This window comes from Cellvibrio sp. 25HG11W-0 (assembly GCF_057815475.1).
In genome coordinates this window covers 80,805-95,931 of record NZ_CM174230.1, presented here as the reverse complement: position 1 = coordinate 95,931, position 15,127 = coordinate 80,805, and the positions used below count along the sequence as shown (strand labels likewise).

Annotated in this window: 9 protein-coding genes; 2 read left to right on the top strand and 7 right to left on the bottom strand. The window is 44.9% G+C overall.

The window, feature by feature from the left end; translation table 11 throughout:
- Window positions 1–29: 29 nt before the first annotated feature.
- A complete protein-coding gene (locus tag AC0KUT_RS00400; protein WP_488832603.1) occupies window positions 30–422 on the top strand; it encodes a BlaI/MecI/CopY family transcriptional regulator in 393 nt (130 codons plus the stop codon).
- The gene (locus tag AC0KUT_RS00395) at window positions 419–1,651 is read left to right on the top strand and encodes a M56 family metallopeptidase (protein ID WP_488832601.1); all 1,233 of its coding nucleotides are present in this window, start codon (window positions 419–421) and stop codon (window positions 1,649–1,651) included. Before AC0KUT_RS00400 ends, AC0KUT_RS00395 begins: the two co-directional genes overlap by 4 nt.
- A gap of 118 nt (window positions 1,652–1,769) precedes the next feature.
- On the opposite strand, the gene AC0KUT_RS00390 is transcribed toward AC0KUT_RS00395, so the two are convergent.
- From AC0KUT_RS00390 to AC0KUT_RS00360, 7 genes are all read right to left on the bottom strand, one after another.
- Window positions 1,770–2,714 (bottom strand): diguanylate cyclase, encoded by a 945-nt coding sequence (locus AC0KUT_RS00390; RefSeq protein ID WP_488832600.1) that lies wholly within the window; start codon window positions 2,712–2,714, stop codon window positions 1,770–1,772.
- Window positions 2,715–2,794: 80 nt separating this feature from the next.
- Complete coding sequence (locus AC0KUT_RS00385; protein ID WP_488832599.1) at window positions 2,795–4,873, bottom strand: pectate lyase family protein; 2,079 nt, start codon at window positions 4,871–4,873, stop codon at window positions 2,795–2,797.
- A gap of 127 nt (window positions 4,874–5,000) precedes the next feature.
- Window positions 5,001–8,186, bottom strand: a complete 3,186-nt coding sequence (locus AC0KUT_RS00380) for a pectinesterase family protein (protein WP_488832598.1) — start codon at window positions 8,184–8,186, stop codon at window positions 5,001–5,003.
- 103 nt (window positions 8,187–8,289) lie between these two features.
- On the bottom strand, window positions 8,290–9,729 hold the full coding sequence (locus tag AC0KUT_RS00375) for a hypothetical protein (RefSeq protein WP_488832596.1): 1,440 nt from the start codon (window positions 9,727–9,729) through the stop codon (window positions 8,290–8,292).
- 65 nt (window positions 9,730–9,794) lie between these two features.
- Window positions 9,795–12,698, bottom strand: a complete 2,904-nt coding sequence (locus tag AC0KUT_RS00370) for a TonB-dependent receptor (protein WP_488832595.1) — start codon at window positions 12,696–12,698, stop codon at window positions 9,795–9,797.
- Window positions 12,699–13,101: 403 nt separating this feature from the next.
- The gene (locus AC0KUT_RS00365) at window positions 13,102–14,394 is read right to left on the bottom strand and encodes an ATP-binding protein (RefSeq protein ID WP_488832593.1); all 1,293 of its coding nucleotides are present in this window, start codon (window positions 14,392–14,394) and stop codon (window positions 13,102–13,104) included.
- The gene (locus AC0KUT_RS00360) at window positions 14,394–15,092 is read right to left on the bottom strand and encodes a response regulator (protein WP_488832592.1); all 699 of its coding nucleotides are present in this window, start codon (window positions 15,090–15,092) and stop codon (window positions 14,394–14,396) included. Before AC0KUT_RS00360 ends, AC0KUT_RS00365 begins: the two co-directional genes overlap by 1 nt.
- Window positions 15,093–15,127 lie beyond the last annotated feature (35 nt).

Below are 15,127 nucleotides of genomic sequence, written 5' to 3'. Positions count from 1 at the left end.
TCGGCCTTATACGCGCGGAAACTATCGCTATGAAAGACCCAAAAATCACACCCAACAGTTCAGAGCTGGAAATATTACAAGCCCTCTGGCCCTTGGGTGAAGCTAAAGTACAAAGCATTAATGACGAACTCTGCAAAACAAAAACTATTGGCTACACCACTACCCTCAAAACCATGCAAATCATGGAGCAAAAGGGTTTGCTAGGGCGACGCAAAGAAGGAAAAAGCCATATTTACTTTCCCCTAATTGCTCAGTCCGTCACCCAAAATTCACTGCTTGAGCGGCTCCTCAGCTCAGCCTTCGGCGGCTCCAAATCTTCCCTGGTCATGCAGCTTTTGGGTGGCAGCGCCGTATCAAAACAGGAATTGGAGGAAATACAAACCTTTCTCAAGGAAATAGAACCCGAGGATAAACAACCATGAGCGGCTCACTCTTCTCTTGGGATCTGCTCCTGATTAGCACAGCCTTTACCCGCGCACTGGTCTGGACGCTATTGCACTCGCTCTGGCAGGCGGCTGCTATCTGGGCACTCTTAATTGCGGGCAAAGCGCTGTTTCGACAATTTTCCGCCGCCGCAACCTACAATATTTACGCGCTCGCACTACTTAGCCTATGTGTACTCAACGGCTTTACCTTTTTGGATTCTTACACCCACTTCGCTGCGCCTATATCTACCGCCGTCGAAACCCCGATTGCACAAGTACCTATGCTTTACCCAAATCCATTTATCAGCGCATTTATTCAATTCATCGAAACCTACACGCCAGCGCTCGGCCTTATTTGGTTTGTCGGTATGTTATTGCTGTTGATGAAATACACACTGGATCTCATCTACTGTCAACAACTCGCACGCGCGCCCTGTACCCAGCCACCCGCCATTTGGCAGGAGCGCCTGGCGCACTTAACGCAGCGCCTGAATATTTCCCGCCCCGTACGACTAGGGCTCTCCGCAAGGGTTCAAGGTCCCTGCGTGATAGGACACTTCAAACCGATAATACTGCTGCCCCTAGGCCTGCTTAGCCGCTTGGAGCCAGCACAAATAGAAATGGTTTTACTGCACGAATTAAGTCATGTACGGCGCAACGATTACCTCATTACGCTGCTCAGCCATTGGGTGCACTGCATTTATTTTTTTAATCCTTTTGTCGGCTGGATACTGCAACAACTCGCCCACGAGCGCGAACATGCCTGTGACGACATGGCTCTGAGTATTAACTCCGACAAACTGCTGTACGCCAAAACCTTGGCTGAGTGTGCAGGCATGCACAACCAGTTATTACACACCAACAATATGCATGGAGAGAAAAACATGTTGAAAGCACGCATCGCCCGACTTTTTATGGCCAACCCGAAAGCGCAAGCCAAGGGGAAACTTGTGGTATTAAGTACTCTGTTAGTGAGTATTTTCGTCTGGTCAATTAACGCCTATTCCACACCCGACACAAGCGCCGAAGAGGGGCTCAATTTGGAAGTACACGCAACACCAATCAAGGACGTATTAGCCTTAATTCAACAAAGCTGCCCCGAGATTAAACTGACACTGCACAATCCAGAAGAATTATTGTCACTCAAGGCTGAAGCACTCAGCTGCGAAAAATTAGGCGAATTGTTGAAGGACTTTAATGAGCAAAGCCCTAACACACCCGACTAGGTACACCCACTAAGCACTCGCATAGCAACATACAGGCGCCAATATAGGCGCCTGTGTAAGACAAGGGGTGAAAGCTGAATTCTTGCGCGTTATATTTCTTTAAGAAGCCTCTAACAATCTACTCTTTTAAAAGAAGCTCCTGAACTGGTTCAGGGCTGGGGCTTTTAGTAGCTAGCGCATCATCTAAAGAGATTTTAGTTAAGTCCAGCATAAGATCTGAGCGCTCTGGCGGGGTGTTTTTCGGTAGGAATGGATTGGGAATACGAATGATACGGCGGTTGTTAAAGTTAGCTTGCGTTAAGGTATCCATGACCTCTGAACTGCCAAAAAAATACTTATCAAAGGCACCATCTTTAATTGCCGCCTCAAGGCCGGCTTCAAGATCTTTTGCGAGCGAGGGTTGCTTAGGCGATACAAAAAAATAGGTTGGCAGAGGGTAAAGAATCACCAAACTTTTTTCGACTGTGAGCGGCAAATTAGGAAAGGCTGCCAATTCAGTCCAGACTTCATTAGCGCCGCGTGGAAAGGCATCAAACCTTGATCCATCTAACATGTAATATAGGCTTTGCTTTTTGGTCGCCTTCACCACCTGTAAACCTGAAGCTTCTAATATTTTTGCATCGCTCCAACTACGACCTTGACCGAAGCGAATCGAGCGAAGGTCTTCAAGAGAGTTAACCTGATCAAAGCGCGCTTGATCTCCCGCGCGAATAAACATCAGGCGATGATTCATCAAACCGCGATAGGCATCTATACGTATAGGAATAAAATTAGATTCCATTTGCTCTGAGGTGCCGCCCCACATAACGGATATATCGCCGCTAAGAAGCGACTCCATGACGCGCGGGCGCGAATAAACTTCATTGGTTGTAGAATATTTATAGTTCTTATCAGAATATGAAAGCGCCAATTTCAACAAACCGCTCATATAATCAGTTTGTACATTTGACTTCATATTGGTAATAACATTGACACTATTTTGTGCCAAGGAAACATAACTAAAACCAATAAGCGAAATAAAGATGCTTAGCCTTACAAAATTATTTTTGATTTTTTGAAGCATAACAAACACCTTTAAAAATAATAACGCAAATAAAACAGAGGCTTGTTGTCTACGCCTCTGTTTTATTTACGTTATAAATATTAATAACCAGTAGTTACTCCAATATTAGCAGGTAATTTCCCTTTTACTTGTGAAGGCGTATAAATGCCATCGTCAGTCCAAATCAACCAATCAAGTTTGGCGTAATAGGCACTGCTGCCACCATCACCAATGCGCACATAGTTATCGCTAGTACCACCGGCAAGCAAAGTTCCTTCATACTCAATTAATACATCATCACTGCCCTGCGCATAAACTTTTACGCTGCCAGTGGTCGCACTGGCTAAACTCACAGCAACTTGATAGATACGGAAATCATTAAAGGGTGCCGCAGAATCGTAAGCTTGCTTTGAAGTAGATCCATCAATTTTTTCCAACTGTACGCCCTGATTGCTACCATCAGCACGCAATAGCATTTTGATTCGGCTCGAACTGCTTCCATCACCTAAGGCCACATCAATTTCCAACACGCGATTAGAACCATTACCCGTTACACCCGCTAAAAAAGTAAAATTACGCGGGTAACTAATACTTGCTGGCAAGCTGCGATTGAATTGCGCATACAGCTTGTCACCCGCCACCGCGCTGCTATCAAAGGTGGCTACACCATTGGCGACACTGAAAAAATCGGCAGCCGCTGGCGCAGCATTGGTTAACGCAAATTCCCCCATGCTATTACCCGCAAGACTAATTGCGCCGGTCGCTGTGGGATGCAGTTCACCGTTGTAACTATTCCAACTAATAATTTGCGCCGGACTCGAGGAAGGTGTTGATGAAACAACTGAAGAGGATGAACTGGGAGTATCTAAGCCTAGACAACTATTAATTTTATTGCGCCCAGCATTGGCCATAACATCGGCTTTAACTGCAGTCGCATCCATTGGGGTATAGCTATAAGGCGGCACATAGTCGCCATTGGAATTATTGCCACCCGCATAACAGGGTGCAGTGGTACAGCTGGCATTAAAGCTACCTGCCCAAGTTACATTGGTAAAAATATTACCACTGGCATTCCAATAGCCAATGCTGGCGCTGTCAGCCGAGAGAATAGGATTTTTAGAATTTTCAAACACATTGTTGTCTATGCGCATTTTTGCGCCCATGCGTACATTCACGCCTGAACCTGTGATGCCCGAATAATAGTTATTCCACACATGACCTTCACCAAAGCGAAAAAGCGGCAGACGCGAATTCACATTTTTCCAATAGTTGTGGTGGAAACTAATAGTGCGGCCCACATCTTCAGCGGCGGCGTCATCGGAAGAACCCCAGAGCGAGGTTTTTTGACTATCGTGCAAATAATTGTAAGAGATAGTCACATTGTGCACGCGGCTGCGTCCACTCACCAATTCATCGTAGTAATCTTTATCGACGGTTAGATCGTTGTAAAATTCGTTGTGATCTATCCAAATATTACTCAGCGCGCCGTTTTGACCATCCAAATTAATATGGTCACCAGTGCCATTGGCTTGCGGCACTTCATGCATTAATAAATTGCGAATAATAATATTGCTCGCGCCGTTACTCAGCCCAATACCAACGCCGCTAAACTCAGCATTGGTGCGACCTATAATAGACACATTGCTGCGCTGTAATTTAATACCGGTATTATTAGCGTTGGCCCAGGTAATAGGCGCATCTATATAAACGACTAAGGGTTTATCTTTATATTGTGAGCTAGTGCTTAAAGCCGCATTAAGTTGTGCGCCCGTGGTCACGCTCACTTGATAGTGACCCGCACCCATATCAGCGCCACCGGTAGTGCCATTGCCCATAGCGGCAAAACCCTGAACAGTATTTGCAGCCGTACAAGCATCCAAAGAACCAGCACTGCTGCTAGCACCCATGGAGCTTATGAATATTTCGCTACTGGCTACTGCACTTGAAGCGGGAACACTGGAAGCAACAATACTAGAAGTAACAACACTAGAAAGCGCAAGACTCGAGGCAACTGCAGATGACTCTGCACTGGAAACAACGGCAGGCGTACTGGAAGCCGCTGCCGAACTCAATGGAGCAGTACTTTGATTGCTACCAGAGCCGCCGCCAGAACCTCCACCACCACAAGCCGTTAAACTTCCAATGGTCGTCAATGCCAAAATTAATGCGGATTTTTTCATGTTGTCTCTCTACTTCGTTTTTTGTTTTTACTACTGGGTGATAAATACTTTTTAACAACACGTGAGCCTAAAGCGACTCACGTACTTTTTCTGATGTTATTTACTACAACACACTGCATAGCTATCACTATTTTGTAACCTCAATACTCCAAATACGAATGCCACCGCCGCTATCACCGCTGCGCGTATTCAAAATAAATAACTCGGTCACGGTTGGATCAGTCACAGTGACCGTCACGACTGACTGCGCAGAACCACAGGCCGACGCTACCTTCCAGGTTTTGCCATTTTGATCCACAATCGCTATCTGCCCATTAACGCAACTACTAGAGCTGTTGGAATAGGTCACACTTAGGGTTACTGGGTTAGTCGTCGCGGCATAGGGCACTGATACATAGCGCGACACACCGCCGCTTGCATTGAGTATTTTTGGGTCGACTTGACCGCTAGTACCTTCTACCAAGGTCAAGGGTTCATCAGGAATTGATGAGCCATTAAAATTAATGGCGTAGGCAGTGCCGCTGTTGTGTAAACGCAAACGACCATCGCTTGGAGAATAATAATTAAACCCAGCAATGCTGTAAGGCGCTGCATTGCCGGTAAAGTTTACATTGGCACCGGATGCAGGATCAGTAGCAACAGCCGCTTCAAAACCAGCATATACAGGTGTAAATGTTGTGGTAACACCACTTGCCGCTGAGCTGCTGGCACCTACAGACGAACTCGGCGCACTACTGTTAGCCGCTGATGATGAACCCACACTTGCGTTTGGATTAATGCAATCGCTGCTATCACTCGGCAGAGGGTCCCAACCTGCACCACTGTTATAGCCTGCAAAAATTTGCGCGCGTGAGCAGTAGCTGTTTTGTACTTCGCCCAATGACAACTGATGACTGAACTGACGACCATTTACATCAAGCGTATTACCACTCAAATCCATGCTCGCATATTCACGCCAGCCCGTGGTTGCAGTACCCGCGGCAGGATTACTAACAGGTTGATTATTCACACCGCCGCCAGCAAAACCGCCTGCTGCTATATGAGCCGCCATTTTAGTATTGATAAACACAATATTATCGAACGTAGTCGTGCCGCCTGGGCTGCGCGCTAAATAGTGGCTGCCGTCGATAGGCAATTCACCCGTAGGGCCTGCACCGCTGGTCAAACTGCTATTCAAGAATACAAAACCTTTATCGGTTTCTGCTTCAACCCGTGCTTGCAATACATAGCCACCATTGGTATTACCGCTGGAGCGACCTAAGCTGCGTATTTCACTTTTTTCAAATAATGATGCCTTGCTGTAACCCCAAATAAAATCGACATTACCCGCCACCAAAGAATTGTAGAACCACGTCCAGCCTTTTAATAAAAGCGTATCTTGTTCGCTAATGAAGTTGCTGTTTTTTGCAACCAAACGACCACCAGTACTGTTGAAGTAAATAGTCTCCGCTTGTCCGCCATTGCCGATCAAGGTGGTGTTCTTTAAGGTAAGAGTATCGAGAGTCAACATATCAACACTTTCCACCAAGAAAAGTGCGCGACCACTTGAGCCAGAGTTGAGCAATTCATTATTGGGATATTGAATAACAACGCCTTCGCGGCTTTCACCTTTCAAGGTCACATTGTTTCTGTTGCGTAAATACAGCGGCTCTTCATAGCTACCATTTTTAATAGTAATGGTGATTGCATCAACGGCTGAATTTTCCATCGCATAGTTCAACGCCGATTGCACACTGCGGAAATCTGCTGCGGTGCCTGTGTCATCCACGGTGATAGCGCTCAAACCTGCCACTGGCGTTGCAGAACGGGTAGTAAAGCTCCAATTCGCATTTTTACCTATACCGGTAAAGTCACTACCTGCCAGCTTAGCGCCAGTGAACAGGCTGCCACTTACCGCAACATAGTAGCTAGTATTCGCTTCAAGTTTTTTACTGTGCAGAGAAATGCTGGCGGTGTTGCCATTAATACGAATAGCTTTGGTTTTTAAACTGCGCAGCGTTCCAAAACCTATTGCATCGCTTTCTTCGGTCAACTTAATCGTATCCACAACACTGTGGTCAGCTAACTTAAAGATACGCACTGACCCCGCAGTTCCCAAGGTAGGCGCGGAATCAAAGGTTAAACGCAACTGTGTATCTTCGTAGCTATTCACTTCTGCCACAGCAGGAACCGTTACACCCGTTAAATTGTAGGTTGCGGTAGGCATAATAAATTGCGGTGCAATTTCAGCACTAACAGTGCGAACTAAATCGGAACCACTGGTAAAGGTAATTGTGGCGCTGCCCTCACCCACAGGTGTCAGGCTTACATCTGCTCCACTGATACTGACAGCAACAACATTGGGGTTGCTCGATACCACCGTGAAATTATCATCAACACTAGCATCGGTTTTAGTTGCAACACTGATTACGCGGGCTGCATCGCCCACTTCTGCAGCATAGCTGGTATTGCTCGGAGAAATTAATAAGGAAGCAGGTTTATCATTCGCATTGCCTACTTTCACATCATCAACTTCAAAAGACTTATTAGCTGTCCAAAATCCAACTAAGCCTTGAGTAGCGAAACTATCATCAGTCAAAGTAGCAACTGATTCACCATCGAGATAAACCGTTAAAACATTACCCAATAGTTCTAGACGTAAGCTGTACCATTGGCCATCTAGCATGCCGAGTGCACCCTGATTAATGGGCTTCTTAACTTGCTTAGGCCGCGATATAGCACCATCTAACATTTTGGCGATTTCAACTTGGGTGCTAGTAGTCGCATTCTGCACATTCAATGCACCGGCATACCAGTTTTTTCCATCCTGATAGCGCGCCAAAATATACAATTGTTTATTCGAGGTTGTGCCATTTACCCGTGGTCGAATTTTCGCTTCTACATAATAATCTGCGCTGGTTACGCCGCTAAAGGCAGCAGGTTTTACCAGTGCTAAAACACCACCACTGCTGGCAGCGGTATAACGCAATACAAAGTTGCCACTGTCATCCACTACATCAAATGCGCCATCAGGTACCATAGTGTTGTTTGTGGTAGGTAAGAGATCCCAATTGTCTGTATTTGCAGCAGTAAATGCATCGCAGAAATACAAACCCGCTGCAGGACAACTCCACACAACAGGAAGTGTAGGAGTACTTGAAGCACTGCTCATGGCTTCTGAACTTGCTGCAATTGAACTCGCTGCAACAGAGCTAGGGACCACTGAGTTTGCCAAAGAAGAGGCCGCACTTGATGAAGCTTTTTTACTTGATCCACCGCCACATGCCGCAATGAAGCTACAGGCTAACACTACGCCTAGTATTTTCTTATTCATTGTTAAGTACCTTTATTAGTATGTTGGGTATAAGATTTTTCGCAGAGTCAAAAAAATAAAGGTGCGAATCACTTACGTCATTCGCACCTTTATTTGCGCAATATTACTGAGTAATACTTAAGTCAAATATTCTCACGCCTTTACCAAGCGCACTGCCATCCCAGCCGTAAGCCTCTACATCTACAGTGCCGGTACAACTAGGCGTTACGTTTGCGACTTGAAAACCACCGTCACCCGCAAAATAGACTTCTGTACCGTCCACGGTAATGCGCAACTTACGCGTGTCATCTCCGGTGCTACTCGGCGCATGTTTTACTTGCATGCTAAATGGACATTGAACTTGCTTGATGATGACCTTACCGGGCGTGCTGCTGCCATTACTAAATTGCGCTACGCCTGCCGAGGCCTCCGCACCACTTGGAGGATTTTGTGTGGTGTTGATTTTTAACTTACCGATAAGCTTAACCGCGTAATTAGCTGTGTTGGTGACCGTAGGTGCATCCACTTCTGTATCAAAAGTCGAGTCACTATTCTCAGTCATGCCTGTTGCCCCAAGCGATGTAAAATCCATGCTCAGAACCACACTGCCACTAACCGCTGGAGTGGACGATGCTGTACTAGACGCACCACTGCTGGCGACAGAACTTACAACTGCTGAACTAGATGCAACTGAACTCACTGCGGCAGAACTTGGTGCAATCGAAGTGGCCTCACTCGATGTTGAAGAAGCTGCTGCTTCTGGACGTACAAAACTGCTGTCAGCTACACAACCCGGAATGGCTCCTGTATAGGGAGTGTCCTGATACTCTATGACTAAATCATCAATAATAACGTCAGTACTACTCTCAACTCGAAAACCTAAAAATGATGTTTTTCCACCAACACTAGACTCTACCGTGAAGCGAGTACCCGGTACTAAATTGGCGGTATTTTCGTACATAATTCTATTCGGATTACCGTGAATAGAATTTGCTTGTGCGGATGTATTGTTATCCACAAATATCATCATTTTTTTCGACGTGGAGGCCGAACTATCTTTTACACAAAAAGAAATTCGATAGGGACGACTCAAATCCAATTCTCCCCAAGTAGCAATACTTGGGTCTGCAGTAGTGGTGTCTGCCTCTAATCGGGTTTGGCCGATGGTGAACCGAGCGTTACCAAACCAGAGGGCATTATTTACCCAGTCAGTGAGCAATATGCGCGGCACGCCACTTGGAATAGTACTAACAGGATACCCGCTGGTAGGGAAATAGAAGGCGGCATCGTTATAAGTACTTAGTGACTTATAGTCGGCGGTTAAAAATGTATCTATATTATTCGCATTAAAGCTTTCATAAATTGGTAGAGAATTATTAATTATTCCAGCCGCTGAACTGTTTGAAGCGCCAGCCTGACTAGAAGCAGGGGTCGCACTGCTTAACACAAATCCAGGCGGTAACAGGTTGTCAGGTTTATCATCAGAACTACTCGGGCTTCCACCACCGCAAGCAACCAGATTTGTGGTTAGAATTAACGCACTGATTAGACTTAATTTTTTCATGATTAATTACCTTGTTTCATATTCTTATTCAGGGGAAGAAACCGGGGCTTGCCCCAGTACGCCGACTATTTAAATTTGACGTTTACACCCATTTGAAAAGAGCTGCCAAAATCTTCGCTGAGAAACAATATGTTTCCACCAGATTGCGCATTACCTTGGTAGTAATAAAGATCACTATCAGCGGTAAGATTCAGCGCATCGAAATACACTTTTACGTCGTCGGTAACTTGGTAACTTGCCTTAAAGTCAAAGGTAGTGGAAGCATCCTGATAGATATCAGCCCAGGCTTTACAAGAGCTGGCGCTAACGTCTGGACATGCCCCAATTTGTTTTAGCAAACTACTACGATGATTTGTGATAAAGCGTAATTCAACATCATCATTAGCCCACCCCAAGGTTAAATTAACAGTTTCATCGGCTTGGTCGGGTAACTGAATTTTTTCATAGCGTATATCTTCACCTACATCAGCCAGTGAACTTATAAGGGTGATGTTTGATGAAACAAAGAAACCTTTATCAAAGTTTTGCGAATAAGAAAGCTCTAACCCATAGACCTTGGCTTTATTGCCATTTGTTGTGTAGTTAACACTTTCAAATTGGGCGTTAGCGGGTATTTGAAATTGGGTAATTTTATCTATGGGTAAATTAATCGGTAATTCACTAAGCGACAGCGAGTTACCATTTACGTCAACAATAAAATCACTGATATCTTTATAAAATACTGCTGCTTGTAAATAGAGGTCATCACTTGGATACCAAGCAATCGAGGTATCAAAGTTATTGGAGGTCATAGCAATAAGATTGGGGTTACCTATGTTCAAAGTAGTGTTATTACTCATGTAATAACCCTGAACATCCTCGGGGGTATTGGCACCTAAGGTGTTTTGCAAATCATCGCTGCAGACAACACTGCCGTTACCATCAACTAGATTTGGGTTGCAAAGTTCAACACGGTCAGTGATGTTGGCAAAGGCACGTGCTTGATCAAATCCAGGGCGAGTATAACTGCTCCACATTGAGGCACGAATTAGTGTTTCATCGTTAAGATCTAAACGATAGTGAATACTTGGTAGTACGTTATCATAAGAGATTCGTGTATCTGCTAAGGGTACAGCTACATCTAGTTTTTTATCAGAGAAGTCTTCAAAACGATCGTTACGAATTGAAAAATTACCGCTGGATTCAAAATCGGTATTCACATAGCGGACCCCAGTAATCAAGCTTGAACGATCACTTAGCTTCAGCTCAGCCATTACATAGGCTTCTTGTGCATCTTCGGTAATTAAATAGTCTTCTTTAGTGCTATCAATACCAACGCGGTCGGGGTCAAGTAACAGCGCAACATTTTTGGTGCTGGCTACTAAGCGCTCCGTATCACCACGGGTAATAGAGTCATAGCCAATATCTGGGTGCGCAGGGGTAAAGGTTTCAAATTGACCCAAGGTGCCGTTAAGTGCATAGGCTTTACACTCGACGTCTGTGCCACAAAAATCTGCATACTGCTCTGGGTTTACACTCCAACGATCTTTGTTACGATCGCGCTCTCGCGATTTCAGTAGCCCGCCGAATTTTATATAGCTGAGCAGACCACCATCAAATTCTTTTTTGAGATTAAAACCTACTTGGTCCACTTGGTCTGTTCTAAAACTGTCCTCAAGAAAAAGATTGTCATAGTCCATATTTTGTTGGACCCGACCATCGCTCAATTGAAAATAACCAGCAGTAGTAGAAGAGCTAATTGAAGTGCCAGCCAACTGTGCCATTTCTGCCGGAGAAATTATTTGGCCTTTTATATAATCCTTACCTGCCTGACCGAGCATAGGTAGATCGCGAATACGAAATTGCACCCGTGACGCGTCAGGTTTAGCTAAATCAGACGTAGAAGTTGCGTATTTGTAGTCCAGTGTCCAACCCGTACCAAAAGTATTTTCTCCGCTAAAATCAATATTTTCAGTTGTGCTAGTGCCATCTTGCAGAAAGAATTGTTTTTGCAATGCGGCGTCAACTACACCAAAGGTATTGGTTGAGGTATCCAAGTAGGCGAAATCACCTGAACCAGCCTCATCAAATCTATAGTATTCACGCATGGCTATATCTTCATCCGTATATTCAGAACGACTATAGCGCAGGGTGTATTCACTATTTTCCGTTGGGCGCCAACCCAGATCTAATGCACCGGTAATACGGGTGCGCTGAGCATTTTCTTGATTAGCATAGTATTGGTATGGAATTAATAAGGTTTCACTCGGTGCAGCACCTGATAGATCCACACTGAATTCACGCAGGTCGGTCGATTGGTGATGTACATTTTGGTACATCTCAGTGGTGCGCTCTTCATAGGACGCGTTGTAGCTAAGCGCAATAGTATCTTCGGCAAATAGATTAGTACCAGATACAGAAACTTTTGGTGAAAGCTCATCAACATAATTTTGTGAGTAGCCCTGCGCGGTCATTTTTAAGGTATCTTTTTTCTTATCAAAAGCTGATACCGTTTTTACATTAACTGCACCACCAATCGAGTTTAAGTCCATGTCGGGCGTTAGCGACTTGAACACTTCAATTGCACCCAACATGTCGGCCGGTAATGTATCTAATGAAAATGCGCGGCTGTCATCGCCACCGGCCGAGGCCATTTCACTGCCGTTCATACTCACACTGACAAAGCCTGGGCCAAGGCCGCGCACACTGACGAACTTACCTTCACCTTCAGACTTTTGTAGGGTAATACCCGGCAGCCGCTGAAGTGACTCAGCGACGTTTTGATCGGCAAAATTACCCGCATCATCTTGAGAAATAACCGAGCTAAAAATGTCTTTTGAGCGTTCTGCTTCGCGTGCATTCAGCTCGGCACTACGTACACCGTAAACTTCTACCTCCTCAACATTTTGAGAAGAATCGGCCTCTTGTGCCTGCAAATGACCACTAGTAGCTAGTGCAACACAAAGTGATAAATAGAGTTTTTTATGCATAACGCACCCCTGACAACGGAAAATGAAAACTGCTGATCGCAATAGCCCTGCTTTTTGCCTAGCTGAAACCAGTAAAAAAACAGAGTTTATTAACAACCACCTAAAAGCTTATGTCTGGATGGTAAACCAAGTGTCATACCAATTTCTATTTAAATGCCAAACCGAATTTTGCATGTTACTTTTGGTGGCCAAGATAAATGAGAGTGGGTAAATTTCACACATTAAATCGATATGGAACAAAAAACACGTAAATAGTGACTATTTACTGATAAGTATTGGTCAGACAGAGTGGTAGTTTACTGAGAGGTGACTAGGCTATAGACGAGGGCAAAATGGTGAAAAATTAAATTAACGTAAAATGAGATAGTATTTTAGGGCTGGACGAAAAAGGATGGCAGATAGTTTAGGCTGATGATTTTGGCCAGCGCAACTCTACTCTTGCACCACTTAAGTGCTGAGGGGCTGTGAATTCTACATGTCCACCGTGCCATTGGATGATGCGTTTTACTATAGCTAAGCCTAAACCAAACCCAGCCGAAGGCTCCGACTCTATATTATCATCATACAATCTAACGAACGAATCAAATACACGCTGACGTTCCGCGAGGGGCACCCCAGGGCCGTCATCTTCCACACTGAGCCAATAATCGCTAGCATTCTGCCCAGACTCCACACGAATGTGCTGACGCGCATAACGCGCACCATTGCTCAATAGGTTCTGCACAACGGTTTCCATTAGCTTCCATTCGCAGCAAAAAGGCTCTTGAGGGCAGTGATCTACAATCTCTACACCCAGATTGCGCGGATTGTTACGTACAAAGCGCTCTGCAAGCGTTTCAAAGAGATCGGCCATATGACCCTGACTCTGCTTAAGTTGTTGGCTTTTTTGCTCGAAGCCCGCATAAACTAAAAGCGCATTAATAAGTGATTCCATCTCGGCAATATCCTGAGTCAAGCTCGCCAGCTGACGTTTGCTCGCACTATCAAGTTGGGTCTCAGGAATAAGTGCTAGAGCAAATTTCATGCGCGCTAAAGGCGTACGCAATTCATGGGATACGGCATTGGTCATATCGCGATGGGAGGCAATTAGTTCGCGCAAGCGCTGAGCCATTTGATTAAAACCTTGAGCCAATCGATAGAGCGCTGAGCTAGATGAAATCGCTAAAGCTTCAGGTACACCATCGCGGCCCAAGCTATAGGTTTGCATTTCTAATTTTTTTGCATCGCGCGACAGCGGCCATACCCAAAGATAAATGACCAAACCAATACCGACATAAAAACCAATGAGCAACAAGCGATAAATTAACGGCTCCTTTTCTGCTTCCAGTAAACTGCTCAGCATGATTACACGATTTGTTTGACCAAGACGCTTGTACCAAACACGCTTGTCTTGCTGGATAACACTTAAAATATTACCCGCTGATAGCTCTTCTAAAGCACTCGACTTCGCCAATGCATCCAGTGGTATTAGCTCCAATGATATTGGCAGGTGCGCATTCAACTCCTGTGCTTTAAAGTCAACATTAACGGGGAGAACTGTAGTTAACTGTTGCTCCAATAGCTGAAAGGTGGCGACAATTTCTGGGCTGGTCTGCTGTTCAGGAGCCACACTTTCCCAAAATTGATTGAGCCCCCAACCAATAATGACAATAGAGGCAACTACAAAAAAATAGAGCGATAAGAATGCGCGGTTCACTACCAAGCTTCCGCAATAAATAAATAACCTTTGCCCCAAATCGTTTTAATCCGCTCTGGATTGTCTGGATTATCATTAAGTTTTTTACGCAGCTGTGAAATGCGTACGTCTATAGTTCTATCCAAACCATCGTATTCACGATTGTAGATATGGTTAAACAAGAACTCGCGGCTGAGTATTTGGCCGGCTTGAACAGCTAAGGCCAGTAACAAATCATATTCATGACTGGAGAGCTGCACATCAACGCCCGCAAGAATTACTTTGCGCGCGCTCGGTTGAATGTCCAAACTACCAAATTGAAAAGAGGCTTGCACGCGTGGATCTTCTTGATAATAGCGCCGCATAAGCGCACGCACGCGCGCTAAGAGCACCCGTGGTTCGGCTGGTTTTATTACATAGTCATCAGCGCCGTATTCCAAACCCAAGACTTGATCTAAATCGGAGTCCCGCGCGGTCAGCATTAAAATTGGTCCTTTATAATCAGGCCGCAACTCTTTACAAATACTCAACCCATCTTTGCCCGGTAACATTAGGTCGAGAATAATAAGCACTGGGTTTAAATTTTGTGTTTGCCTTAAAACCCGATTGCCATTTTCTTCAACCACGACTTGGAAATCATTATTCTCTAAAAACTCTTTCACTAGCTGTGCCAGACGACGATCGTCCTCCACGAGCAAAATTAGATTGTTATAAAGCATAGGTTCTCCATGGGATTGTGTATCCCATTAGCTAA

Coding starts and splice junctions, on each gene's coding strand:
- AC0KUT_RS00400 (WP_488832603.1), top strand. CDS start 30: ATGAAAGACCCAAAAATCACACCCAACAGTTCAGAGCTGGAAATATTA.
- AC0KUT_RS00395 (WP_488832601.1), top strand. CDS start 419: ATGAGCGGCTCACTCTTCTCTTGGGATCTGCTCCTGATTAGCACAGCC.
- AC0KUT_RS00390 (WP_488832600.1), bottom strand. CDS start 2,714: ATGCTTCAAAAAATCAAAAATAATTTTGTAAGGCTAAGCATCTTTATT.
- AC0KUT_RS00385 (WP_488832599.1), bottom strand. CDS start 4,873: ATGAAAAAATCCGCATTAATTTTGGCATTGACGACCATTGGAAGTTTA.
- AC0KUT_RS00380 (WP_488832598.1), bottom strand. CDS start 8,186: ATGAATAAGAAAATACTAGGCGTAGTGTTAGCCTGTAGCTTCATTGCG.
- AC0KUT_RS00375 (WP_488832596.1), bottom strand. CDS start 9,729: ATGAAAAAATTAAGTCTAATCAGTGCGTTAATTCTAACCACAAATCTG.
- AC0KUT_RS00370 (WP_488832595.1), bottom strand. CDS start 12,698: ATGCATAAAAAACTCTATTTATCACTTTGTGTTGCACTAGCTACTAGT.
- AC0KUT_RS00360 (WP_488832592.1), bottom strand. CDS start 15,092: ATGCTTTATAACAATCTAATTTTGCTCGTGGAGGACGATCGTCGTCTG.